The sequence below is a fragment of the Corynebacterium sp. PCR 32 genome, assembly GCF_037464985.1.
GTDB classification, from domain to species: Bacteria; Actinomycetota; Actinomycetes; order Mycobacteriales; family Mycobacteriaceae; genus Corynebacterium; species Corynebacterium kroppenstedtii_D.
Window position 1 is genome coordinate 236,940 of the sequence record NZ_JBAHVL010000001.1, and the last position, 24,265, is coordinate 261,204.

Here is a 24,265-nt window from a genome sequence, read left to right on the forward strand (position 1 = left end):
CGTTGTCATACGGTTCATAGTGTGCCTTAAGGGGGTCCCACCCGTGAGTGTCGGTGCCCTGGGGTTGGTTCCCATGGGGTGTGCCCACGGGTGGATGAGCATGGTTCACCCGTTGGCGGCCGACACCGTATACTGCCAACCGAGTAGACTGCCTGTGGCGTCTATGCTCACCCGTCGGGGGCATACGTTCGCTGGTAGTGTCATCCACCCATCAATCGACAGTTACTAAAGGACCATTCCCTGTGCTTGGACTCTCCTCGATTCTCCGTGTCGGCGAAGGACGTGCCGTCAAAAGGCTGAAGAACATCGCAGATCGCGTTCTCGCGCTTGACGATGAATATGCAGCTTTAAGCGATGCAGAACTGGCTGCGAAGACCGATGAATTCAAACAGCGTTTGAGTAATGGCGAATCAGTCGATGATCTCCTTCTGGAGGCATTTGCCACTGCCCGTGAGGCATCATGGAGGGTGTTGGGTCAGAAGCACTACCCTGTGCAGGTGATGGGCGGCGCAGCATTGCACTTTGGTGCTGTAGCCGAAATGAGAACTGGTGAAGGTAAGACTCTGACATGCGTGCTCCCTGCCTACCTCAATGCGTTGGAAGGCAAGGGGACTCACGTCGTTACGGTCAATGACTACTTAGCTAAGCGCGATTCAGAGTGGATGGGTCGTGTTCACCGATTCTTAGGTCTCAAAGTGGACGTCATTCTCTCTGGGCTGACGCCGGATGAACGACGAGCGGCCTATGACGCCGATATTACGTACGGCACCAATAACGAGTTTGGCTTCGACTACCTGCGCGATAACATGGCCCACTCCCTGGACGAACTAGTTCAGCGGGGACACCACTATGCGATTGTCGATGAGGTCGACTCCATCCTGATCGATGAAGCCCGCACGCCGTTAATTATTTCAGGTCCAGCCGAGGGAACATCGGAGTGGTACACCGCGTTTGCGAGGATTATGCCGCGTATGACTCGCGACATCCATTATGAGGTGGATGAGCGTAAACGCACCGTTGGTATCCGCGAAGAAGGTGTTGAGCTGGTCGAAGACCAGTTGGGCATTGATAACTTGTATGCGCCGCAGAATTCTCAGCTGGTGGGGTATCTGAACAACGCGGTGAAGGCGAAAGAACTGTTTGTTCGGGATAAGGATTACATCGTCCGCAACGGTGAGGTTCTCATCGTTGACGAATTTACTGGCCGCGTGTTATCTGGCCGTCGGTACAATGAGGGCATGCACCAGGCTATTGAGGCCAAAGAAGGTGTGGAGATCCAAGCCGAGAACCAGACTTTGGCAACCATTACGTTGCAGAACTATTTCCGTTTGTATAACAAGTTGTCTGGTATGACGGGTACTGCCGAGACGGAAGCGTCGGAGCTTCACCAGATTTACAAACTGGATGTGAATCAGATTCCGACTAACCGTCCGAATCAGCGGACGGACAACAGTGACCTGGTGTATAAGACGCAGGAAGCGAAGTTCCGCGCTGTTGCTGATGATATTGAAGAGCGTGTGCACAGGGGCCAGCCGGTACTCGTTGGTACGACCTCCGTTGAGCGCTCGGAGTACTTGTCGCGGTTGCTGCAGGCCAAAGGTGTGCGGCACAGTGTGCTTAACGCCAAGCACCATGAGGAAGAGGCGGAAGTTGTTGCCCAGGCTGGCCGTTTGGGCGCGGTCACTGTGGCGACGAACATGGCTGGTCGTGGTACGGACATTGTGCTTGGCGGTAATCCAGATATTATTGCTGACATCAATCTGCGACACCGTGGCCTGGATCCCGTCGAGACTCCAGACGAGTATGAGAAGGCGTGGGATGAGGAGATTGCCCGGGTGCGCGCAGCCTCAAAGCGTGAGGCTGAAGAGGTCCGCGCCGCCGGTGGCTTGTACGTGTTGGGCACGGAACGGCACGAATCACGACGCATTGACAATCAGTTGCGTGGTCGCTGTGCTCGCCAGGGGGATCCGGGGGAGACGCGCTTCTATCTCTCGATGCGTGATGAGCTTATGACTCGATTTGTGGGCCCATCTATGGAGGCTATGATGAATCGCCTCAATGTGCCAGACGACGTCCCGATTGAGGCGAAGATGGTCACTAACGCCATCAAGAGCGCACAGACACAGGTGGAAAGCCAGAACTTCGAGATGCGCAAAAACGTCTTGAAGTATGACGAGGTGATGAACTCTCAGCGCAAGGTTATTTATGCCGAGCGCCGTCAGATCCTTGAAGGCCTGGATTTGCGTGATCAAGTTCGCGCCATGATTGATGACACCATTTCTGCGTATGTCTACGCGGAGACAGCCGATGGGTATGTTGAAGACTGGGACCTGGGTGCTCTCTGGAAAGCATTGGAGAGCCTCTATGGTCCGACGCTGAGTTGGCAATCGCTTGTTGATTCTCCCCACTGTGGGCCTGTGGGAGAGCTTCCCGTTGAGGATCTTCGCCGCGCGTTGATCGACGATGCTCGTGCTCAGTATGTGGACCTTGAGAAGGTTGTTGAGGCCATTGGTGGCGTTGAGCAGATGCGTAACTTGGAGCGTTACACACTGCTCAATGTTGTTGATCAAAAGTGGCGCGAGCATCTCTATGAGATGGACTATCTCAAGGAGGGCATTGGTCTGCGCGCGATGGCTCAGCGTGATCCGCTGGTGGAATATCAGCGTGAAGGTGGCGACATGTTCCGCAAAATGGAGGACGCCATCAAGGAAGAGGCGGTCCGTCAGCTGTTCCTGGTTCGCCAGCAGATCGAAACCAACACGATGCAACAGAATCCTGATGTGAATGGCGATGGGACTGTCGACGCAACAGATTTCGCAGGTCACCGTCATGACGTGCGAATGAGTTACTCCGGGCCCGACGAAACTGGCTCAGCAGCAGTCAATGAGGGCAGTGCCGAACCTCAGCCGACGAACCGCCGCGAGCGTCGTGCTGCCGCCCGCGATTACCGTCAGGGTGGGCGCCACGCTAGTGGGCGGTAGTTCCGTAACAGCGCCCATGGGTGCTCCCCGAGGGTGTGGTGGTGATGGAGAAGCCGGACTTCACATGAATCGGAGAGTCGTAATCCGATAGGAGGTCCGGCTTTTTGCTGCCTTACCAGCCAACACTCGGACTGTGCTGGGTAGTCCTGACCGTGATGATTCTGCTCTCCAGGTCCCACAGAATTCGACGAAGCGGGGGCGGTCTCCTTCCGCGGTGTTTGTGGAGCAGTGGACCATGATGAGCCGTCCACCGGATAGCGGGGGATGCGGACTACTACTGAGCCTGGACAACGTGGTGAGAGATTGTCGAACAACGGGTCCGAAATCGTCGGCTGACAGTTTCGATGGTGGCCGATGGCCGCTTGCTGTTTCTAAGGCGATGGTCACGAGCCGGCGGATGACCGCCGACGGTGTTGCGACAGGAGTCGACGAGGGGGGCTGGTTCTCCTGGCGTGCTCGCGGTGGTTCACCACCACCCTGAGGACAACCTCCTGTGACCGGTAACGACGTAGTTGATGACGATTGTGGTCGGGGTAGAGAGCCGACGTCAGTGGTCGCTGTGTCGTCCTGAGGTGTCAGTAGGGGGCGCTCGTCGCAAACATGGTGCAGCAACGTGAACCCGGGGATCGGGGTGAGGTTGTAGGGTGTCGTCATAGGGGGCAGCGTCGTAGTGGTCATGGTTGGTTAGACGCCCGGGTGCGGCCATTGGTTCCCGCGGACAGGACATCAAACCCGAAGTTCGGTTACGATAGTGCGACATGAGAGGTTTGATCGTGGATTATTGTGGCGTCTTGGATGTCTCCGAGGAAGACGCGGATCGTTGGCGCGCACTGCTTCAAGCAGCGAAAGCAAATGGTGTGGCCACTGCTATTTTGTCGAATGACCCTGGTGGTTCCGAGGCGGATCCGATCCGTGAGTGGGAGTTCACGGGCACTGTTGATGCGGTTGTTCTCTCTGGAGAGATCAACGCAGATAAGCCGTCAGAAGAGGCTTTTCAGGCTGCGGCTGATGCGATTGATCTTCCGCTGAATGATTGTGTGTTGGTCGATGATTCCATCGAGAATGTTAAAGGTGCGGTGGAATCCGGCATGGTAGGGGTTCTTTATCAGCAGTTCGATCGGACTGTTGTGCAGGTAACCGGCTTGTTCGGCCTGGATGGTGAGTTCTAGATTGGCCACCGTACGGGTGTATGTGCCAGCAACGTTTGCCGTGGTGCAGGAGTTGGCCGAGAAGAAAACCATTCATGCGAGGAACGCCGTCGCTTTTGCGGTCACCCCAGCATTGCGTGAGTATTTTACGTCCGGTGATGATGAAGAACTGGGGTACCAAGCGTACCTGGATGCGAGTCGTGCTTCGTTGCGGTTGTTGTCCGTGGGAGATGAGGAGCGTTTCCCTCATCGGCGTGTGATTCTCACCTTTGAGGTAGAGCAGTCACGTGTGAAGCCGGATCCGACAGCAGGAGAGTCGACTGTGCGCCTGGAGCCGGCGATGTTATCGACGGATGACCTCGCGTCCATTCATATCGACGTGAAGCAGGCCGAGAACGATACCGCAGCAGCGATTCGTATGATCGACGACGCTGACCTCGGCGATGATGATGCCGAGCACCTGGTGGCTAATTGTGAAGATCATGACCTTGCGTGGTATGACCCGCAAGAGCTTACGATGGTGGCCCAACTGTTGTAGTCGGTACAATTGCTCGTGATTACAGCCCAGGTTGTGATCGATGTCGTAGGGCACAGAGAGGAGTGCCCGAATAGCGATGGTCGTTCCATGCGGAGCAAGCCAGCGGTAGAGTGGCAGTGATCACTGCTATTGCTAATACTGGGATGCTTACTGGGGTTTGCCCGGTGAATTCCATCGTGGCAAGGAGTGCGAAGAGGGGTGCGCGATGGGCTGTTGCGAGGAAGGCTGCTCCACCAATGACGGCGCACGCGAGTACCGGTGTTTCACCGATGCTTCCCTGGAGAACGGTGGTGCTGTCGATGGTCGGGTGTGTGGTTCCGCTGAGGCGTATTCCCACCGTTGATACTGTCGATATGATCGCCATCATGCCGATGCCGCCCAAGGCGGTGACCATAACACCGAGGGAAAAACTCGGGGTGAGAATGCCACCGATCGCTCCGCTCCCAAGGCACACTAAGGTCACCACTGTGTTGAGGACACATAGCTGCGCGAGTGCACGCCACGTGAGCGTGCCGCTGAAGGTTGACATGGTGGCATATTTTCCATTGCCGGCGACGTCGGGGACGAACACAACGACCACGCCGGTCACGGCGAATCCGATCGGCATGCGGTACAGGACGCGGGCATCGTGGGTGGCCCAGTGCTGACACCATTGGGTGAGACGTCGAAATATGACCCCTAGTGGGCCAACGATGGCGCCGATGAACACGGCGGAGATCAGCATAGGCCAGGTACATGTGACCGCGGGTGCGGTGTACTGCAGACCTGCCGGTTCGATGTGGGAGGACACTCCCGTGGCAATTGCGCAGGTTGTCGTGGCGATGGCAATGCTGCGCGGTCGTAGCCCGAGGGCACAGATTTCGATGGTGAATGCGATTCCTGCAAGGGGTGCGTGATAAGCGGCGGCGAGACCACCGCCGGCGGCAGAGGCCACCATCAATTGACGGAATTCTGGGGATACGTGCGTCCAGGCGGCAAGGCGGTCGGCGCAGAGGACACCGGCGATGCGTGGGGCGTTTTCCCTGCCGATAGATGCTCCGGTGCCGACCTGGGCGACCTGTAAGGCTGCGTGAGCAGTGGTCTCTGGGATGGGGGATGGTGCTCCGCGGAGTGACTGTGTCACCGTTGGTTGTGGTCGCCCCCAACGGTGTAGTCCCCACCATATTAGGGCTCCTAGTGTTCCTGACACGAGGAAAGCCATGATGATGCGTGTAGGCGAGGAGGAGTGGGGTGGTAGCACTGTGGTAGCCTCGTTCGACCCGAACGCGAGTGCCTCGACATGGAGGAAAAGGATGTTGAGTAGTGCCGCGGCGAGGCCAGTAAGTATCGCGAGAACGATAACGGACCCGGTGAGCAATGCGAGGTGTCGGCTACGTGTCATCCCGGCTGGTATCCCACTCGTCGTTTGAACGTAGCGTTTCGAGGACGGATCTGATGGCTTGGACTCGTCGCGTGGTGGCACCGGTAGCTGTGTCAAGGGCGCATTCTGGATCGGCTGGTGGGCCCATGTGGGTGCATCCACGGGGGCACGTGGTGATCAGTTCTGCAAGGTCCTCGAATGCCGCGAGAACGGTGTCGGGGTCGACGTGAGCGAGACCGAACGACCGGATACCTGGGGTGTCGATGATCCAACCTGGGCTGGTGTGAGAGTCTGTAGGAGCGCTGGGGGGCAGGCGGAGTGCCACCGATTGCGTCGAGGTGTGTTTTCCTTTTCCGACGCTGGAGACTTCGCCGGTTGCTCGGTCAGCGTTGGGGACAAGGCGATTAACGAGTGTTGATTTTCCGACGCCGGAGTGTCCGATTAACGCCGTGACATGTCCTTGCGTGAGATGACGGACAGGGGTGGCATCGTCATCGCGGCCGGCGACGACGATGCGGATGTCTAAGTCCTGGAACTCGCGGGCGAAGGGTGCAGGGTCGGCGAGGTCGCTTTTTGTGAGACAGAGGATGGGCGAGATGCCGCCGGCGAATGCTGCGACGAGGGCGCGTTCCACGAATCCAGACCGTGGTGGTGGATCGGCGACGGCTGTGACGATGAGGAGTTGGTCGGCGTTGGCGACGACGATGCGTTCGTAGGGGTCGTTGTCGTCTGCCGTGCGTCGGAGGATGGAACGTCGGTTGTCGAGTTTCACTATGCGGGCAAGTGTGCCTGGCGCGCCGGAGGTATCGCCGACGATACCGACGCGGTCGCCAACGACGATGGGTGTTCGTCCAAGTTCGCGGGCGCGCATGCAGACGATGGGGGTGGTGTCGTCGTTGTCGAGGACGACACCCCATCTGCCACGGTCTTTTGTGATCACCATGCCCCACAGGGCGTTGTTGTGTGAGGGTCGGTCTTTGGTGCGTGGTCGAGAGCCTTTTCCTGGTCGGATGTGAACGTCATTTTCGTCCCAATCGCGTGAGGGGCGTCGCCGTGTGTTCATTGGTGCCCACCTTCTTGGTGGTGTGCGGTGGACTCGTGGTTGTCGGAGTCGGTGGTGTGGTCTTCTGTGGTGGTACTGGTGGTGCTGGTAGCTGTGGGGGCGTGGTGGTTGGCGAGGGGGTTATTGTTCAGGGCGACGGTCTGCATCCAGGCCTGGTCGAAGTGGGGAAATGTTTTGGATGTGGTGTCAATATTTTCGATTTTTAAGCCGGGGATGGCGGCACCAATGATGGCGCCCGCGGTGGCCATGCGGTGGTCGCCGTAGGTGGGCCAGGTTCCCCCGTGTAGTGGTGCGGGAGTGATGATGAGCCCATCGTCTGTGTCGATGACATCTCCTCCGAGCGCGTTAAGGTTGCTGGCGAGGGCGTGGAGACGGTCGGTTTCATGGCCACGAAGGTGGGCAATTCCAGTTAAGTGTGAGGGAGTGTCTGCGAGGGCGGCGACGGCGGCAATGGTGGGTGTGAGCTCACCGATGTCGTGGAGGTCGATGGTGATGCCGGTGAGCCCGTGGGGGTGGTGGCGCCGAGTGGGTGGTCCGGTGACGATGAGGTCGTGGTGTGGTGTGGATGTGCGTGTGCAGTGAGCTCCCATGTGTTCGAGAATGGTACGGAAGCGGTCGCCGGGTTGGGTTGTGATCGTCGGCCAGTGTCGGATGACGATGCGTCCGCCGGTGACGGCGGCTGCGGCCATGAAGGGGGTGGCATTGGACAGGTCGGGTTCGATAATCCATTCGTGGGGCTGGATAGGGCCGGGTTGTACTTGCCATGTGTGGGGTGTTGGCATGGTGACATCGACTCCGGCGTCGTGGAGCATCGCGATGGTCATGGCGATATGCGGTTGTGATGGGATGGGCGGCCCGGTGTGCGTCACTGTGATTCCGTTGGTGAACCGTGCGGCGGAGAGGAGTAACCCGGAGACGAATTGTGAGCTGGATGACGCGTCGATGTGTACGTTCCCACCAGGTGGGGTTTCTGGCACGGGTGATGTATAGGTGGGTGTGACAGTGAGGGGGAGGCTGTCGCCCTCTACAGTGACGCCTAAAGTGCGGAGGGCTGTCACCAATGTTTGTAGTGGACGTGTTCGGGCGTGAGGATCGCCATCGAAACGGACTGGCCCATCAGCCAGTGCGGCGAGAGGGGGGAGGAAACGCATGACTGTTCCGGCGAGCCCACAATCGACGGTGGCACCGTGGAGCTGAGATGGCGGTGTGATGTGCAGATTCATGGTGGTCTGTGGCTGACCGGGGGAGGGGTTGTTGTCTTCCATCATGGGGGTTTCCTGGATATCCACACCCATGGCTCGGAGGGCAGTCATCATGAGTTCGGTGTCGCGACTGCGCAGTGCCCCGCGGATGGTTGATGGGCCGGTGGCCAGTGCAGAGAGCACGAGGGCTCGGTTTGTCATTGATTTGGAACCAGGGACGCTGATGGCAGCGTCGATGGGGTGGCTGGGGGTGGGAGCTGCCCACAGTGGGGGTTGAGGGGACTGCGCATTCACGATTGCCATTGTTGCATTATTGACATGAGGGTGTACAAGTGATCAGCGGGTTGCTTGTTGTGTGGTGGAACCTCAAGTTGGTCTGCGTCACGGTGTTGGGAAAATCTGGGTTTGGCTTTCAGCGGGTGTGGGGTTGGTTACGATAGTGAGTGATTTGCGAATCCACGTATGCATGGTGAGGAGGTTCGCTGTGGCTGACCAGGCCGATTTTGAGGAGCAGGCAATGCCGCTGGTGGACCAGCTCTATGCAGGGGCGCTACGGATGACGCGGAATCCGCCAGATGCGGAAGATCTTGTCCAGGAAACATATATGAAGGCGTACCGTAATTTTGGTTCCTTCACAGAGGGCACCAATTTGAAGGCCTGGATGTACCGCATTATGACGAATGCGTACATCAATGATTACCGTAAAGCACAACGACGGCCAATAGAATCCCCCACCGATGAGGTAACGGATTGGCAGTTGGCTGCTCATGCTGAGCATGATTCAACGGGGCTCGAGTCCACTGAGGTAGAGGCGCTGAAGCATATCCCTGATGAGCGGATCCGGGATGCTCTGATGGATCTCCCCGAGGACAATCGGATGGTCGTGTATTACGCGGATGTTGAGGGGCTGCCCTATAGGGAAATTGCGGAGGTGATGGGTACCCCGGTGGGAACGGTCATGAGTCGGCTTCACCGTGGAAGAAAAAAGCTGCGTGGAGCGTTGAAGGAAGTAGCGTCGGAGCGGGGAATTGGTTGTGTTGATCGTAAGGAGCTCCCTCAGAGTGGTTCCGCGTAAAGATGGCGCTCCAAGCCAAGCACACTAGAAATTAAGTACGGTCGCGTGGAGGAAAGGATGATCCCATGACTCATCGCTGTGGGAAGAGGTCCAGGGGTGGGGAGTCTGGTGAGCCAGGTTCGTCAGCATCGGCCGGTGGGTATGCGCACGATGGTTGTTGTCATGACATCATTGATGAGCTAAATGATCTTCTTGACCAGCCGTGCGATGCGCAGCGGCGGCAGGCTCTGATGGACTTGGTGAAAAATTGTCCGGAGCATGGTGAGGCATATGGGATTGAGCAGGAGGTGCGTAGTCTTCTTCGGCGGAGTTGTTCAGAGGCTGCATCGCATGAGTTGCGCACGCGGATTCATATTGCCATCACTGAGCACATTCGCTACATGTAGGTGCTCAGGGGGTAGGGGGTGGTCATTCTGTGTGCCGGGTCTGCGTGGTGAGTTTGAATCAAAAAAAGGGGGGTGAATCTCAACAAGATTCACCCCCCTTTTTTTGCTGTGTATTTATTGCGTTTACTTGGCGCTGTGCGCGCCGCATGCACGCTGTGCACCGTATTGTTAGGCGCTGGGCCGTTTTCCGTGGTTGGCCTTCTTCTTACGGCGGTCTTTGCGTTTGCGTCCACGCTTGCTCATCGCGGCTCTCCTTTGCTGTATCGGGTGCAGTGGACGTGCTCAGCACGTCTCGTGTTTGTTGTTGGAGCCGGGGCCAGAAAGCGGGCCGTCACGACGCCATAGGATGGTGATTTTATCCCATGGTTACCACGATGGCTAACGGGGTTCGGCCCACGTTGGTGGGGCCGCTGTGTCTGTGTGTGTCCATACGTGGTGGTGGGGTGTGTTTAGACCGTGGCGCGTCGGCGGGAGTTGTTGCGGTTGCGGCGACGCTTCAGAGTGCGACGTTCGTCTTCGCTCATTCCACCCCAGACGCCGGCGTCTTGGCCGGACTCGATGGCCCATGCAAGGCATTGTGAGGTTACTGGGCAGCGGTTACACACAACCTTAGCGCGGGCGATCTGGGCTAAAGCGGGACCAGAGTTGCCGACAGGGAAGAAAAGTTCTGGGTCTTCGTCTCGACAGACAGCTTTGTGGCGCCAATCCATGAAAATCTCCTTGACAGTGTGGTGGGGTGGAGGGTGCTGTGTTTGGTTTCGTGCTAGCTCAACCGATGTATCGGTCGATGGGCACGCCAAAAATAGCCATGGTCATGGCTTTCAGCGTTGATTGCGTGAGGACGGCCGGGTGAATTCCGGAAACCTGATCCTCTAAACAGCACCCTCGTCAGCAGGCGCATATGTCCTACTGTTGTGCGTACCTGGAAGACTATGGCATGGGTTGGCCGGTATTTCCAGAGTTCAGGGGAGAATTGTGGCTAACGTCACAGGAATTGGTTTTGACGCGGAGGCTACTCCCCTTATCATGCTACAAAATTTTGCTTCTACTTCCCACAATCATAGCTTCGACATAGCCTCACCTAAAAATACATACTAGTCGCAGACAAGGAACACACAATAAGGAACACACTGACCTTCGCTATCACGTCATACCTGCCGCCCGGTGCCCAGTGACCATAATGTCCGCTGCGAGCGGCTGCAACGACAACAACCTCACCATGGCAGCGCTACCCACATCTACTCGGTGCCCACGGACACGGTTGCTAGAGTGAGCATGTGTCTAGTTCCCGAAAGAAGCGTTCGGTTAATCGTGGTTCCCAAAGGCAACCTGCCCAACAGTCACCGGCAACGCGCACCGATCAGGGCGCACACTCCGTGTCCGAAGAATGTCGGGAGTCCACAGACAACACACCATCGCTTCCCACAACAGTGAAATGGGCTGGCGTCGTCGGGATGGCTGAAGGTGCAGCGGGATTATGTGCCGCAGCAATTCTCGTTTTTCACGCAATCCGTGGAACCGGCACTGGCGATGCGAAAGTGGAGGGAATCTTCGCCAGCTGGGGAAGCGGCTACGGGACAGCACTGTGGTTCGTCATTATTTTCGGTACGGTCGCTGCGGCGGGATGGGGATTGTCGCGCGGAAAGCGGTGGGGGCGGGCCCCGGTTGCCATGCTGAACATGTTGTTACTCCCGGTCGTGTGGTACATGTTGTCCTCCTCCCGCCCGGAGCTTGGAATTCCGACACTGTTGATCTCACTCATCGGGCTTGGATTGATTTTCAACCCTGCTGCAGTCTCGTGGGCTGCGTCGAGGTACGGGAGCTAGGGCGCCTGTTCGGCGCGGTAACCTATTAGTGCATCTCCGCGGCGTTCCACGACCGTCGTCCCCGCGATACGAAGACCCACAGGCGCGGGGGAACCACCTTGACGATCGACCGGCATAGTTTTCTCAACTCGCCCTGTCCGTGTATCGATGACGCTCACGGCACCATTGGTCGGCGCAAGCAAATGATGATCCCCGATGACGTCACCGGTTCCTAACGAATCGGCGACCACAAAATCAACGGAAAGGGACTCAGGATCAAAGGCATAGAGGCGGGCACCATCCCACCAGAACATATGGTGGGGCCCATCGCTGACGGCAGGTTCAAACACATGGTGTTCCGAGGCCGTATTTACGTGAGCGTCCTCGTTAATCAGCGGGGATGGCGTGACGTCCCGAGATGACGTCACATGCCCTTTCGTATCAACGACGTCGATGCGTGGTGTCGTGGCATCCACGTAGACAGCAGCCTTATCCTCCCCAATGGCAACGATGTGTGCGGTCTCAGAACCTAAGTTGTAGGACTGGATAATCTCTGGCTTCCGCGAGTCCTGAGGGACGGCCTTCATGAGGCGGAGCATCGCGTGGTTCCCAGATTTTTTATCGTGAGGACAGTTTTCGACAACCCCGAGCATATTGGATCGTGTGAGGGCAGAACGGATTGTGCATCCTGTGAATGGTTGAAGACCAGGCTCTGCCGGATTATCAACATCACCGAACTCTACGGTGCGCACCAGATCATCGCGCCACAGCTCCATCCTGGACGGCGTCACGACGCCAACATGATCGTTGGAACGAACCATCGCAATGGGGCTCGTATTGGCTGACGACCGTGAATACGAATAACGCCCAGTGTCACCTTTGAGTGAGTGAACCTCACCACAGCCGCCCGGGCCTTTGAATACAGGGATAACTTGTGAAAACGATGCCGCGATGCCACAGAGATTACGGTCACGCGAATACGACCAGCGAGTTGATCCAGTGGCGGGGTCGAGGCCTTCCACACGGGTATCACTCGTTGTGACGACGGTAGACCCACTGACAAGAGGCGCTGTGGGAGCAGGTCCGGAGACGGGATGTGTCCAGGCCTGATGGAGGGAGGCGGGAACGACAGCCAGTCGGTTGTCGGCCTCGGGTTCTCCATGAGCAGGGGAGAGGTGAGAATGCCGGGCCTCCGACGTTAACCACACACCACCCACCCACACGACAGCAATGATTGTGATGACAATAACCGCAATACGATCAGCGCGCGTGGCACGCTCCGCGGGAACCCGGGGCCCGAACTTCTTCATAAACTTGTGACCTTACGTGTACGTTCAGCGGCTACCGCGGGCCGCCCCGTCTGGAATGAGATCCTGACTGGGAACGATGTGAGCGTGTCTCAGACCGGCGGCGGAGATCATCGCGACGTGGCCGCGACGCATTCTTCGCGCTCTTGCGCTTGGGGCGCAATACTTGTGCGCCACCAAAAACCGGACGTGATTCTCCGATCCTCTCATCAGCATCGGCCGGAATGTCGAGTGCTGCCCGTAGCTGGGGAGACGTCGAAAACCATTCGTCAAGATCACCGACGTTCAGCTGAAGCTCATCGTCGATGACTCTCCATTTCATGATCTCATCCCAGCCGACGAGCGTGACAGCCGTCCCGGTACGCCCAGCACGCCCAGTCCGGCCGATGCGATGCACATAGGTCATTGCATCGTCGGGAACCTGGTAGTTGATGACGTGGGTGACATCGTCAACGTCTATACCTCGTGCGGCGACGTCGGTGGCGACAAGCACGTCGATCGTATTGTTGCGAAACGCCTCCAGGGACTTCTCGCGGACAGGTTGTGCCATGTCACCATGCACGGCACCGACGAGGAAACCACGTCCAGCGAGGTCATCGGCGACATCGGCGGCAGAGCGCTTGGTTCGTGTAAAGATGATCGTGCGGCCGCGGCCTTCGGCCTGCAAGATGGCAGCAAGCGTGGAACTCTTATTGAGTTTATGATTTTTAAATACCACCTGTTTGGTGGTCGCGTGCGTTGATGAATCATCTGAGCCCTCAGCGCGAATATGGACGGGTTTGTTCATGAATGTCCTGGCCAATGCCATGATGGGGCCGGGCATTGTTGCGGAGAACAACATTGTTTGGCGGGTCTCAGGCACGTGTGTGAGGATTGCTTCGATATCGGGGAGAAACCCGAGATCGAGCATCTCGTCTGCTTCATCGAGCACAAGGATAGCAACCTTGGATAAGTCGAGTTCACCGCGTTGACAAAGGTCAAGAAGTCGGCCGGGAGTACCGACGAGACAATCAGTGCCTTTCTTCAGTTGGTCAATCTGCTTGTCGAAGGAGTGACCACCACAAATTGTGGTCACCTGCAGCGAGCGGTGTTCATCATTGAAATTCGCCAGATTTTCCGCGGCCATGGCCACGTCCTCAGCAACCTGAGAGGCAAGTTCACGGGTCGGGGCGATGATCACCGCGCGCGGTGTACCATCAAGTTCAGCAATGGCGGCATCGTCGAAAATACGATCCAGTAACGGCACACCGTACGCGAGGGTTTTACCCATACCAGTCCGCGCTTGACCAATGAGATCTTTGCCATCGAGAGCCAGTGGCAATGTGAGCTCCTGAATAGCGAAAGCGTGAGTGACACCGTGAGCGCCGAGAGCATCGACGATCTCAGCAGCAACCCCAAGATCCTCAAACGTTGGCCCCTCCGACTGTGCGCCAAGCGAACGGGGACCTTCATGTGCTGGTGTGGGAGCTGGCGGCGTCGACTTCGACACGTGCGTGGACTCCGGTTGGGGTGCTGTCGTGGAGCGTGCTGAACGCCGGACAGCCCTCCGCTTCCGCGATGATGTACGTGTGTGCTGCGAACGCCGCTTCTCCGTCATGGTGGTTATCCTATCGTGGCCCTTACAATGGCCAGTGCTGGGCTGGCCGGCGTGTGTCCTTAATAATCCAACAACCCACCAAAGGATTGATGATGGAAATCAAGATTGGTTTTACTGATAACCCGCGCGAGCTGGTTATTAACTCACCAGGGAACAAAGAGGAGATGACTACGACAATCAGCAGCGCCCTCGCGAAGTCGGCGGAAGCCAGCGCTATTCTTAGTATCGACGATGCCAATGGGCGCACGTATGTGATTCGCCGTGCCGCCATTGCCTACGTAGAAATCGGGGCGGAGACAACCCGCCCCGTCGGATTCGCTTCAACGGCACTGTAAGGATTGCACCCATGTCTTCAGCGGAGCCGTCACCGATCCACGACATGTCCCCACCGTCAGACCCGATTCTGATGGGTTTCCGAGCTGACCGTGGAAAACCAGAATTGCTGGGCCGTGAATGGGGATATGGCTGGAAAGTACAATCAGCTGTTCTTCGTCGTGCTCACGATGCAGACACCGCGATCTGGTCCGCGAAAATGCGCCATAAGTTGAGACCACGGGGAATCGGTGTTGTCCGGCCCCTCAGCTCATCAGATGGGCGTTACATTCTCGGGGGCTGGCATGCTGATACATGGGTTCAGGGACACCCAGCACCCCGGTTCGACGAAATTGCCGCGGCTGCTCTCCTTCTGTCTGAATCTATTGATGATGCCATGGGGGTGGGTGGACACGACCGCCTCAGTGAAAACCCCATTCCACACATTGATCTCAACCAGCGCCCGTGGACGACTTATCATCTCTTTGCAGCTGCCGATGCTGCGGCGTTCTCGGAAGACCCGTCACAGGTGATCGCGCCGGGACTGGATGTTGCTGCTGTGGCGAGCTCGACGGTGGCGCAGGCGTTAGAGTTGGCGTCGTCGGTGGCGGGGTTGCGGGACGAGGTCACAGCGCCAAATAGGGTGGTCTCGTCGGACATGGTAGGTACGACGGTGTTCGATGGTTCGTCGCCCGCTGTGGTGACAGAGATCCCCCCGGTGTTTCATCCGCATGCATGGCCAGTTGCGTTAACTGTTGTTGATGGGATGGCGTGGGGGAATGCTGACGACAGTTTGGCTTCGCGGTGGTCACATGTTCCTGACTTCGACGAAATGATGATTCGTGCTGTGCTGTATCGGTTGTTTGTTCATGCGTTACACCCCGGTGCGAAAGCGAGTTCGTTGGTGGGGTTGAAACGTATGGTTGAGGTCGTTCGGGCGCGGCGTGTCCTCACCTAGTGCAACAATGGTGGCATGACTCGCCATAGCTCACTTCGTACCCGGCCTCGTAAAGAATCATCGGTGAATGACGATTTTCATTGGGGTGGGTCGGCTGCAGAGTTGATCGCGACAGCGGGCTCATCATCAGGAACTTTTGTGGTTACAGGTGGTCCTGGTTCGGGGCGCTCGTCGTTGTTACGTGATATTGCCCGGGCGGAAATAATGGCGGGGACTGATCCAGATTCCCTGTTGTTTCTGACTCCGTCGAAGGATGCTGCTAGCCGGGTGAATCGGTGGCTATTACATTCAATCGAACAAAAGATCGAATGTGGTGATGGGTCTCGGTCGGCCTCTGTGTCGGGGGAGTCGCCGATCGTGGAGCGTATTTTTGCTGAGTCGATTGCACGATCAGTTCACTCGTTTGCCTTTGCGGTCGTGCGTCATCAGGCGGCGCATACGCCGGGTGCACCTGCCCCGCGCTTGCTCACCGGTGCCGAACATGACGCACTGGTTCGAGATATGCTTCGCGAACACAGCGACAGAGGGTCGAGTATGTGGCCAGAGCGGCTGCGACCGGCTCTGCCTACGCTGGGTTTAGCCCGCCAGCTTCGTGACTTCCTCCTGCGTGCGACCGAGCGCGGATGCACCTCGAGAGTCCTTCGCGAGTATGGCCGTGAGTGGGGGCGTGATGAGTGGGTTGCAGCTGCAGATTTTTACGATGAATACCGGGCCTCGACCCGTCTGATGGGGGCGAATGCGCTCAATGCGTCAGAACTTATCCGCGCAGCAGTTGATGCGATAGATACGGATGACACGGTGGTGGATTCCCTCAACTATGACGTCATCCTGATCGATGATTCCCAATTTTTTGATCCGTTGTCCTCCGAATTAGTTGATCGTTGTCGTGCTCGCGCTCGGTTGACCGTTGTTGCCAGTGAGCAGTCAGAATCAGTATTTCGTTTTCGTGGTGGTAGCACGAAATATGCCGATGAGTTAGCGAAAAAAGAGCACATCATCCACCTGGCTGGGACAAAACGAATGGCTGCACCTGTGGCGGAATTGGCAGCCCGGGTGGCTGATGCGACGGGACATCCGGACAGTGTTCACTGGGCGCAAGAGATTCGTTACCACAACGCAGGGCGCGCTGGGGGCGCCGGTCCGGAATCCGGGGACACGGGTGCTCCGATTGGTGCGAATGATACGGCCCGTGGTGATGCTGATGTGCGTGTTCTCCCGTCACCATCAGCGGAAGTTGCTGCCATCGTCGATCGAGTGCGTCGGGCACACGTTGTGGACGGAGTTCCCTGGAGGGATATCGCTGTCATTGTCCGTTCGAAGGTGCACGCTTCGCCTATTCGGCGTGGATTGTTATCAGCCGGCGTGCCAGTCGCTGACGATCCCACCGATATTGTTTTGTCTGAGCAGCCCATGGTTCGATCCATCATTCAGGCAGTGAGGTGTGCCATTGGTGAGGATGTCACCAATGATGAACTAGAGCGCATGATTCTTAGCCCCATTGGTGGTGGAGATCCTGTTACTTTTCGACGGATCTTGCGTGGCCTTCGTCGTGGGTTTATGAAACTTGAGATTGATAGTCCTGCATCGGCAGCGGACCTGACTGCCACGATCAGCATAGACAGCGGGAATGAGGGCACTGCTGCGTATCGTTCGATTGACGCGTTACGGTTCATTCTCCTCGGTGGCGAGCTTGCCGAGGTTACGCAGTATCTGAGCGGACGTGAACATGATCTCATTATGCGGGTTCGTGATGTTATCCACGCGGGCCACGATGCCTTTCGACGGGGAGACAGCATCGAGGCAATCCTCTGGGCGGTGTGGGACGCTGCTGGTGTGTCGGACGCGTTGGCCAATCAGTCACTACGAGGTGGGGCCACCGGATCCATGGCGGATCGGCATTTGGATGCCGTCATGTCACTATTTGATGCCGCGGGCGACTATGTTGAACGTCACCCGCACAGCACGATGACCTCGTTCACGCAGTTCATTACCGAGCAAGAACTGCCGACGGGGGCTCGTGATCGGCGCGGCCCTCTGCGCGATGCTGTCGATGTGTCTGCTGCCCATGCGACTGTTGGTCGCGAATGGGACACCGTTGTCGTCGCGGGTGTGCAGGAGGGAGTGTGGCCGTCGTTATCTGAAACAGGGTCGATTTTTCAGCAGGAAGAGTTCGTGGATCTTCTCGACCGTGGGATTACACCGGGACGGCCAGAGAACCGGCGTGGGCGATACGATGATCGATTGGCCGAGGAACGCCGCCTATTTTTGGTTGCGGTGAGTCGAGCGCGTCGGTCGTTACTGGTCACGGCGGTGGGTGCACATGCGGCTGACGACGATACGAGGTCGCGTTTCGTGGAGGAGATTACTCGCGTTGACGGCGTGTTGAACGATGAGAGTAAACAGGTGGCGGAGGCTCGGCAATCAGACGATCGACCTGGTCGTTGCGGGGGCAGCGAGGTTCTCCCTCAGCTCGCGATGATGTCGAATGGAATGTTTCCTCGTGTCTTATCGGCAGACTCGTTGATTGCTGAGCTCAGGCGAGCAGTAGAGGCCAGCAACACGCCGAATCACCTACGTAAGCAGGCTGCGCGTCAACTCGCGCGTCTCGCCTTAGCTGCGGGCGACGCCCCGTCGCGGGATTCAATGCTTGCAGGAGCGGACCCACGCCAGTGGTGGGGTGTCCACGGATTATCAACAGAAGAAAGCATGCACGAGCCTGGCACCGCGTACCGGATTAGCCCCTCTCAAGTGGAGCGTTACCTCACGTGTCCCGCGACGGCGTTTTGGGATAGTATGCGCGCAGGACAGAGCGAGACTAGTTCAACGCTGCTTGGCACTTTGACGCATGCGGCAGCAGAAGCCCTCGAACACGGTGCAGATGAAGACGATGTGCGACGCGTTTTCCTCGCAACAGTTCCACGCCTCTTGGGGGAGCAGGCGTGGAAAACAGCAGAGAACATCGACGAGTGGACCGACGTATTTACCCGACTAGTCAAGAAACTTCATCAGCGCGATGCGGCTGCTACTGGCCCTGTTGAGATTGAAAAGCGGATTGATGCGGTGATCGGTCAGACAGAATCGGGTGACGATGTCATCGTAAGTGGTCGGATTGATCGCCTTGAAGAAAATGATGATGGGAAATTCTACATCATCGATTTCAAAACGGGACACCAGGTGAGAGAAAAAGATATGGTTGACCAGCCACAAGTCAAAACGTATCAAATCGCTGTGGCTCAACACTGTGGTGGACAAGCAGTCTCTGATAGGCCGTCGGAAAGGTCTGACCATGGTGATGGTCAATCGTCGGCGGATAACCGGTTGAATGGCGCAGAACTCATTTTCCTGAAATACAACCATAGAAAGCCACGTGTCCAGCAGCCTCTGACGAATGAGGAGATCGACGTGTGGAAACGTACTCTCATTGATCTTGCCCAGATCATGGCTGGCCCCGCATTTTCCGTCTGTTCTCAGACGCAGCTGTCGACGACGGGGTCGACGTCTTTGCAGGACACTATGAGATCGGCCCTGACAGTGGGTTCAGTCTCATTGGGGCCTACAGATGCTCCGTAGTTCTCTGTCGATTGTCTCGGATTGCCCCTCCCCGTCGCCCACATCACGAGGCACTTCTACAGCTGTAAAAAGTCGTACATTCAGTAGTGGACAGGACGAAGGATGACTCACCCCACGCAGGACAGTGAATTTTCTGCTGTTGATATCGCGACAGCGTTGAATCGCCCCGCACCTACCGCGGAGCAACGACATGTGATTGAGGCTCCGTTGGAGCCCCAACTCGTTGTCGCAGGTGCTGGAGCAGGAAAGACTGAAACCATGGCAGCGCGGGCCGTGTGGCTCGTTGCCAATGGTTACGTTTCTACTGACCAAATTCTCGGTCTCACATTCACACGAAAAGCGGTGGGTGAATTGAATGCGCGTATCCGGACGCGTCTGACTCAACTCTCTCACACCGACCTTATTCAATCACTGCCGCCAGGGGACCGACGTCGGACGGATATGCAGGAAATCCAACAGACGGTCGTGACCTATGACTCATTCATGCAAAAGATCCTCAATGAATTTGGGTTGCTGGTACCCATTGAGCCTGCAGCGAGGGTTGCTGATATGGCCGAACAATGGCTCATTGCCAGCCGTGTCATTGACAACATGGGGTATAAGGATGAGCGCCTGGAATATGAATTTTCGGGGGCCAAATCGACGGCTCGCACGAGCATGCTTGGCCTGTCGGAGGCGATGACAAGTCATGTGGTGACGCCGGATCACGTGCGCGAGGAATCGCAAGCGCTGATTGATAATGTGACCGCCATGGAGGGGGCTACTCATAAGTCAGGGGTGTTGAAATCCGATCCACAGGCGTTCTGTCAGTCGCAGATTGATCGGCTTATGCTCCTCAGATATCAGGAAGAATTTAATGAGAGGCTCTCAGATCGTCTGCTGATGACCTATGGTCAGATCACCGCTGCGGCGACGAAGCTGGTTAAAGAACACCCTGAGGTCGGAAGGGAAATTCGTACTCGTTATCGTGCGGTTTTCCTCGATGAGTACCAGGATACTAACCACGCGCAGCACTCTTTCCTCCATCATTTATTCGGAATACATGGTGGTCATAGTGGGTCTGAGGCTCCTGTCGGTGTGACCGCGGTGGGGGATCCAATGCAGAGTATTTACGGTTTTCGAGGCGCGACCCCGGGCAATCTTTATCAATTTATCGATGACTTTCCTCGGCGGGAGGGGGATACTTGTGTCCCGTGTTCGAAGAAAGAGCTGTCCGAGTCATTTCGAAATCCGAATGAAGTGCTTGAACTGGCCAACACGGTGGCACGAAATGCACTATCACACCAGGGACAACAGACGTCTGATGGTGTTACCAGCAGGGATTTTGTCACTGAATTAACAAGTGGTCGACCTGACTGTTCAGGAGAAGTATCCGTGACATGGGCGCTCGACGAGGCGTCCGAGGTGGAGTGGGTGGTGGACTCCATGGAGGACGAATACCGTGCTGCACTGCGTCAGCGCGATATTGTCGGGCGGAAAGCTTCACCATTTACCGGTGCGATTCTGGTACGCAAGAATAATCAGGTTCAGCCATTTGCCGATGCTCTGAGAAAACGTGGCATTCCTTTCAGCATATCGACCGACGAGCTTGTTGATATCCCTGAGGTGAGGGAGGTGCTCTCCGTGCTGCGCGTTGTCGTTAATCCTGCGGACGATGACGCGACACTGCAGGTGTTGAGTAGCCCACGATGGCGGATCGGAACTCGTGACATAAAAGCACTCAATCTCAGGGCCAAACAGCTCAAGCCAGGAGCATTCGACCGGAATCAGAACCAACAAGAACCACAGGAGCACCTAGCACCGATCGACGTGTTTGCCCAGAGAGCTGATGGCCTTGAGCTTCCAGGTGATGGAACAGAGGTCAGTCTTGCTGACGCGATCGCGGACCTTGGCGTGGGGGTGGATTCGACCACGGCCTCACCGTCGTTGAGCGACGAAGGACGCAGACGTGTGGAAGCACTATCTGCTGAACTCAGGTGGTTACGTCAGCAGAGTACGGTGGTCCCTCTTCCGGACCTCATTGCCTCCATTGAGTCAACGTTACATATTCGAGCGGAAGTACTCGCCCGCCAAGATCCATCAGATGATGGTGCAGCGGGAACTATTCACCTTGACCGGCTCCGCGACGTTGCCGAAGATTTCACCACCCGTGGTGGAAGTACCCACGAGTTCTTGGCGTATCTGGCAGCCGCGACAGATTCTCCCGGGAGAGGTCTAGAAGCTGGAGAAGTTGCTGTTCATGCTGATCAAGTTCAGATTCTTACAGTTCACAGCGCTAAAGGGCTTGAGTGGGACGTTGTTGCTGTGCCATTTTGCGACGAAGGAACATATGTCGGCGAGCCTACTCGCCCGTCAGCGAAATCATGGCTAACAGTCTCTCACACGTTGCCCTCTGGGCTTCGTGGTGATCCGCAGACCCCCACGAACCCACTTGGATTCCCAGTGTTTGAGGATGATGAGCTCACAGACTGGACAGAGTTTGACGCGGCTCATAAAGAATACAAAAAAGAACTCCGCGCCGTCGATAGGCGGGAGGCTGATTTCCTCTTTTACGTTGCGATCACGCGAAGTGCGCGTCGACTCCTCGTTTCGGGGCATAGTCAGAAACAGGGTACCTCGAGGTCGTTGGCGAAGTTTCAACGTTTTCTCGATGTGCAGAACATTGTTGCTGACAAATTGGGCATTAATATCGATGAGAACATGGACACACTCAAGTCAACTGAGTCCGACGGGCCGGTGCGGCTCACGGTGTCCTCCGGTGGCGATCATCCCACCTGGACCATTGACCTCACGGAACCATCTGCTGACGAGGCTGTCGCCGACACGTGCGAGGAAGACCAGCTCATGTGGCCCCAGGATCCACTAGGCGACCGTCGCCAGTCCGTGGACAGGGCAGCCGAGCTTGTACGGGCAGCGATGACAGATCTCGTGGAGGAGGGAGCCCACGACGCTGACCGGTATGCTCCCCACGCTGATCCCGGAACGTTGGCTGCGACGTGGGAAAACGAGACTACTGCGCTCATTGAAGAAGCGCGGGCAGCGCACGCTAGCCACGTTGACGTCCCCCTGGGGATGGAGTTGACAACCTCTGAAATTATTTCAGCCGCTGATGATGTCGAAGCGTTCGCACGTCGCCGTGCGCGCCCAGTTCCGTTTAAACCGAATCCGTATGCGAAACGTGGAACGGCCTTTCACAACTGGCTTGAAACTGAGCTTGGCGGATCATCGACACTCATTGATGATGACGAATTGTGGGATCCTCGTGATGAGGATCACGACGTTGACATGTCCCAGCCGGAACTTGATCGACTCAAGGATGCGTTTATGCAGTCGGAATGGGCAGGGCAGGCAGCATGGGACGTCGAGCGTCCCTTTGTGCTTAACCTGGGTGGTTATTACATCCGTGGTCGCATGGACGCCGTTTTTAAACGTGACACCAACGATGGTGGCACCGAGTGGATTGTTGTTGACTGGAAAACCGGGAGCAAACCCATTGGGCGAGCGATGGCACGAGCGGAAATTCAACTCGCCGTGTACAAGGAGGCGTTGCGTCGTGATTTAGCGAAGATAGGGGCAGAAAATGACATTATTAGAGCAGCGTTCCACTATGTCAGGCTGAATGAGACCTATGAACCTGATCATCTAGCAACCCCGGATGACATCATTCGTGATGTTCTTTCTACACTGGACAACTCAGAATAACCGGCGTCTGGCGATAGTATGCAGGAACAGCTAATGAATTCGTCGACCACCAGCCAGTGAGGAGAACGACACGCTATGCGGGTGATATGTCATGCGTGAGCGCTTCAAAGAGCGTGGGGATCAGGCGCCCCTCAACAACTTACCGGTCCATGCTCTCGTGAATATCGTCCGGATTCCGTCTCAGGCACCACTGAGCCCGTGGTGGCTCATTGTTCGGCGTTTTTTCTATGCCCTGGTGCTGTTACTCCTGGCGTCGGTGATTTGTTGGTTAGATAGGGATGGGTATTCTGAACAGCTCACGTTCATCGATGCCCTGTACTATTCCACTGTTTCTTTGACGACGACGGGCTATGGTGACATCACGCCCGTCACAGAGAATGCGCGCATTATCAACATTCTGGTTATTACCCCAATGCGCATCGTATTCCTGGTGTTATTGGTGGGTACAACGCTGTCCGTTCTGACTGAAGCATCCCGTCGTGCACTACAAATTCAGAGGTGGAGGAGACAATTGCGCAACCACACCGTGGTCGTGGGTTATGGCACTAAAGGTCGGTCTGCTGTGTCGGCTCTTGTTGAAGATGGAGTTCCGCCGAACCAGATCGTTGTTGTTGACACTGATAAAGATGCCCTTGCTGCCGCCGAAAACCGTGGTCTGGTGACAGTCAATGGGTCTGCAACGAAGGCGGATGTGTTACGTCTTGCCGGTGTGTCGCGGGCTCGATCTGTGGTTGTTGCTCCGAATATGGACGACACTGCGGTGTTGGTGACCTTGTCTGTACGTGAAATTGCGCCGTCCGCGACGATTGTTGCAAGTGTTCGCGAGTCTGAAAACGTTCATTTGGTGCGGCAATCGGGTGCTGATTCTGTTGTTATCTCTTCGGAGACCGCGGGCCGTATGTTGGGTTTGGCTACTATGACGCCCTCCGTTGTCGAAATGATGGAGGACCTGCTGAGCCCTGACGAAGGATTTTCCATTACTGAACGTGTCGTTCGGGACGACGAAGTGGGCGGGCATCCTAGAAACCTGTCCGATATTGTGCTCGGCGTGGTGCGGTCTGGTGAGCTTTATCGCATCGACTCCCCTGAGGCGAACGTGGTGGAACAGGGTGATCGGTTGCTCTATGTTCGCCGCGTCTATTCCGCCGATGGGGCACAAGGTCAGGGGAGTGGGCTTCGGAATCCTCATGCCAAGTCCGTGAAGCCTCGCAATGCGGGGTAGAGAAGAAGTAGTCTGGCGCAGCCGAAAGAGCAGTGGTGT

The 24,265-nt window shown here is 56.7% G+C and carries 19 protein-coding genes; 12 read left to right on the forward strand and 7 right to left on the reverse strand.

Going from position 1 to position 24,265, the window contains the following annotated elements:
• The first annotated feature begins 242 nt into the window (after positions 1-242).
• From secA to V5S80_RS00990, 4 genes are all read left to right on the forward strand, one after another.
• Positions 243-2,981: a preprotein translocase subunit SecA gene (gene secA / locus V5S80_RS00975; protein WP_395169394.1), complete on the forward strand. Its 2,739-nt coding sequence runs from the start codon at positions 243-245 to the stop codon at positions 2,979-2,981.
• Between the two features lie 133 nt (positions 2,982-3,114).
• A complete protein-coding gene (locus tag V5S80_RS00980) occupies positions 3,115-3,462 on the forward strand; it encodes a hypothetical protein (protein ID WP_395168901.1) in 348 nt (115 codons plus the stop codon).
• 277 nt (positions 3,463-3,739) lie between these two features.
• Positions 3,740-4,150 (forward strand): HAD family hydrolase, encoded by a 411-nt coding sequence (locus V5S80_RS00985; protein WP_395168902.1) that lies wholly within the window; start codon positions 3,740-3,742, stop codon positions 4,148-4,150.
• A complete protein-coding gene (locus V5S80_RS00990) occupies positions 4,137-4,667 on the forward strand; it encodes a DUF6912 family protein (RefSeq protein WP_395168903.1) in 531 nt (176 codons plus the stop codon). Before V5S80_RS00985 ends, V5S80_RS00990 begins: the two co-directional genes overlap by 14 nt.
• A gap of 19 nt (positions 4,668-4,686) precedes the next feature.
• On the opposite strand, the gene V5S80_RS00995 is transcribed toward V5S80_RS00990, so the two are convergent.
• Genes V5S80_RS00995 through aroA form a run of 3 tightly spaced genes read right to left on the reverse strand, consistent with a single transcriptional unit; the run spans position 4,687 to position 8,595 of the window.
• Entirely contained in the window at positions 4,687-6,048 is a 1,362-nt protein-coding gene (locus V5S80_RS00995) for a chloride channel protein (RefSeq protein WP_395168904.1), read from the reverse strand.
• Positions 6,038-7,090 carry a ribosome small subunit-dependent GTPase A gene (gene rsgA, locus V5S80_RS01000; RefSeq protein ID WP_395168905.1) on the reverse strand — a complete coding sequence of 351 codons (1,053 nt, stop codon included), beginning with the start codon at positions 7,088-7,090 and terminating at the stop codon, positions 6,038-6,040. Before rsgA ends, V5S80_RS00995 begins: the two co-directional genes overlap by 11 nt.
• Positions 7,087-8,595 carry a 3-phosphoshikimate 1-carboxyvinyltransferase gene (aroA, locus tag V5S80_RS01005; protein WP_395168906.1) on the reverse strand — a complete coding sequence of 503 codons (1,509 nt, stop codon included), beginning with the start codon at positions 8,593-8,595 and terminating at the stop codon, positions 7,087-7,089. Before aroA ends, rsgA begins: the two co-directional genes overlap by 4 nt.
• Positions 8,596-8,758: 163 nt before the next feature.
• On the opposite strand from aroA, the gene V5S80_RS01010 reads away from it, so the two are divergent.
• Positions 8,759-9,367 (forward strand): sigma-70 family RNA polymerase sigma factor, encoded by a 609-nt coding sequence (locus tag V5S80_RS01010; protein ID WP_395168907.1) that lies wholly within the window; start codon positions 8,759-8,761, stop codon positions 9,365-9,367.
• Positions 9,368-9,432: 65 nt separating this feature from the next.
• Positions 9,433-9,753: a hypothetical protein gene (locus V5S80_RS01015; RefSeq protein ID WP_395168908.1), complete on the forward strand. Its 321-nt coding sequence runs from the start codon at positions 9,433-9,435 to the stop codon at positions 9,751-9,753.
• 168 nt (positions 9,754-9,921) lie between these two features.
• On the opposite strand, the gene V5S80_RS01020 is transcribed toward V5S80_RS01015, so the two are convergent.
• Both V5S80_RS01020 and V5S80_RS01025 read right to left on the reverse strand, forming a co-directional pair.
• Complete coding sequence (locus tag V5S80_RS01020) at positions 9,922-9,996, reverse strand: 50S ribosomal protein bL37 (RefSeq protein WP_012732104.1); 75 nt, start codon at positions 9,994-9,996, stop codon at positions 9,922-9,924.
• Positions 9,997-10,202: 206 nt separating this feature from the next.
• Entirely contained in the window at positions 10,203-10,463 is a 261-nt protein-coding gene (locus tag V5S80_RS01025; protein WP_395168909.1) for a WhiB family transcriptional regulator, read from the reverse strand.
• 567 nt (positions 10,464-11,030) lie between these two features.
• Between V5S80_RS01025 and V5S80_RS01030 the strand changes: the two genes are divergently transcribed.
• Positions 11,031-11,579 carry a hypothetical protein gene (locus V5S80_RS01030; RefSeq protein WP_395168910.1) on the forward strand — a complete coding sequence of 183 codons (549 nt, stop codon included), beginning with the start codon at positions 11,031-11,033 and terminating at the stop codon, positions 11,577-11,579.
• Here V5S80_RS01030 and V5S80_RS01035 read toward each other — a convergent pair.
• A complete protein-coding gene (locus V5S80_RS01035) occupies positions 11,576-12,868 on the reverse strand; it encodes a PQQ-binding-like beta-propeller repeat protein (protein WP_395168911.1) in 1,293 nt (430 codons plus the stop codon). The two genes, V5S80_RS01030 and V5S80_RS01035, sit on opposite strands and share 4 nt — an antisense overlap.
• Positions 12,869-12,899: 31 nt before the next feature.
• Positions 12,900-14,462, reverse strand: coding sequence for a DEAD/DEAH box helicase (locus V5S80_RS01040; protein ID WP_395168912.1), 1,563 nt, complete (start codon positions 14,460-14,462; stop codon positions 12,900-12,902).
• An 89-nt stretch (positions 14,463-14,551) separates the two neighbouring features.
• Here V5S80_RS01040 and V5S80_RS01045 point away from each other — a divergent pair, with 89 nt between their 5' ends.
• The 5 genes from V5S80_RS01045 to V5S80_RS01065 all read left to right on the forward strand — a co-directional run bounded on the left by V5S80_RS01045 (position 14,552) and on the right by V5S80_RS01065 (position 24,226).
• Entirely contained in the window at positions 14,552-14,797 is a 246-nt protein-coding gene (locus V5S80_RS01045; protein ID WP_395168913.1) for a DUF3107 domain-containing protein, read from the forward strand.
• A gap of 11 nt (positions 14,798-14,808) precedes the next feature.
• Positions 14,809-15,732: a TIGR02569 family protein gene (locus V5S80_RS01050; RefSeq protein ID WP_395168914.1), complete on the forward strand. Its 924-nt coding sequence runs from the start codon at positions 14,809-14,811 to the stop codon at positions 15,730-15,732.
• 15 nt (positions 15,733-15,747) lie between these two features.
• Positions 15,748-19,302 (forward strand): PD-(D/E)XK nuclease family protein, encoded by a 3,555-nt coding sequence (locus V5S80_RS01055; protein WP_395168915.1) that lies wholly within the window; start codon positions 15,748-15,750, stop codon positions 19,300-19,302.
• A gap of 102 nt (positions 19,303-19,404) precedes the next feature.
• Positions 19,405-23,004, forward strand: coding sequence for a UvrD-helicase domain-containing protein (locus V5S80_RS01060; RefSeq protein ID WP_395168916.1), 3,600 nt, complete (start codon positions 19,405-19,407; stop codon positions 23,002-23,004).
• Positions 23,005-23,095: 91 nt separating this feature from the next.
• Positions 23,096-24,226, forward strand: coding sequence for a potassium channel family protein (locus tag V5S80_RS01065; RefSeq protein ID WP_395168917.1), 1,131 nt, complete (start codon positions 23,096-23,098; stop codon positions 24,224-24,226).
• Positions 24,227-24,265: the final 39 nt, after the last annotated feature.

Coding starts and splice junctions, on each gene's coding strand:
- V5S80_RS00985 (WP_395168902.1), top strand. CDS start 3,740: ATGAGAGGTTTGATCGTGGATTATTGTGGCGTCTTGGATGTCTCCGAG.
- V5S80_RS00990 (WP_395168903.1), top strand. CDS start 4,137: ATGGTGAGTTCTAGATTGGCCACCGTACGGGTGTATGTGCCAGCAACG.
- V5S80_RS00995 (WP_395168904.1), bottom strand. CDS start 6,048: ATGACACGTAGCCGACACCTCGCATTGCTCACCGGGTCCGTTATCGTT.
- rsgA (WP_395168905.1), bottom strand. CDS start 7,090: ATGAACACACGGCGACGCCCCTCACGCGATTGGGACGAAAATGACGTT.
- aroA (WP_395168906.1), bottom strand. CDS start 8,595: ATGGCAATCGTGAATGCGCAGTCCCCTCAACCCCCACTGTGGGCAGCT.
- V5S80_RS01010 (WP_395168907.1), top strand. CDS start 8,759: ATGGTGAGGAGGTTCGCTGTGGCTGACCAGGCCGATTTTGAGGAGCAG.
- V5S80_RS01015 (WP_395168908.1), top strand. CDS start 9,433: ATGACTCATCGCTGTGGGAAGAGGTCCAGGGGTGGGGAGTCTGGTGAG.
- V5S80_RS01025 (WP_395168909.1), bottom strand. CDS start 10,463: ATGGATTGGCGCCACAAAGCTGTCTGTCGAGACGAAGACCCAGAACTT.
- V5S80_RS01035 (WP_395168911.1), bottom strand. CDS start 12,868: ATGAAGAAGTTCGGGCCCCGGGTTCCCGCGGAGCGTGCCACGCGCGCT.
- V5S80_RS01040 (WP_395168912.1), bottom strand. CDS start 14,462: ATGACGGAGAAGCGGCGTTCGCAGCACACACGTACATCATCGCGGAAG.
- V5S80_RS01045 (WP_395168913.1), top strand. CDS start 14,552: ATGATGGAAATCAAGATTGGTTTTACTGATAACCCGCGCGAGCTGGTT.
- V5S80_RS01050 (WP_395168914.1), top strand. CDS start 14,809: ATGTCTTCAGCGGAGCCGTCACCGATCCACGACATGTCCCCACCGTCA.
- V5S80_RS01055 (WP_395168915.1), top strand. CDS start 15,748: ATGACTCGCCATAGCTCACTTCGTACCCGGCCTCGTAAAGAATCATCG.
- V5S80_RS01060 (WP_395168916.1), top strand. CDS start 19,405: ATGACTCACCCCACGCAGGACAGTGAATTTTCTGCTGTTGATATCGCG.
- V5S80_RS01065 (WP_395168917.1), top strand. CDS start 23,096: ATGCGTGAGCGCTTCAAAGAGCGTGGGGATCAGGCGCCCCTCAACAAC.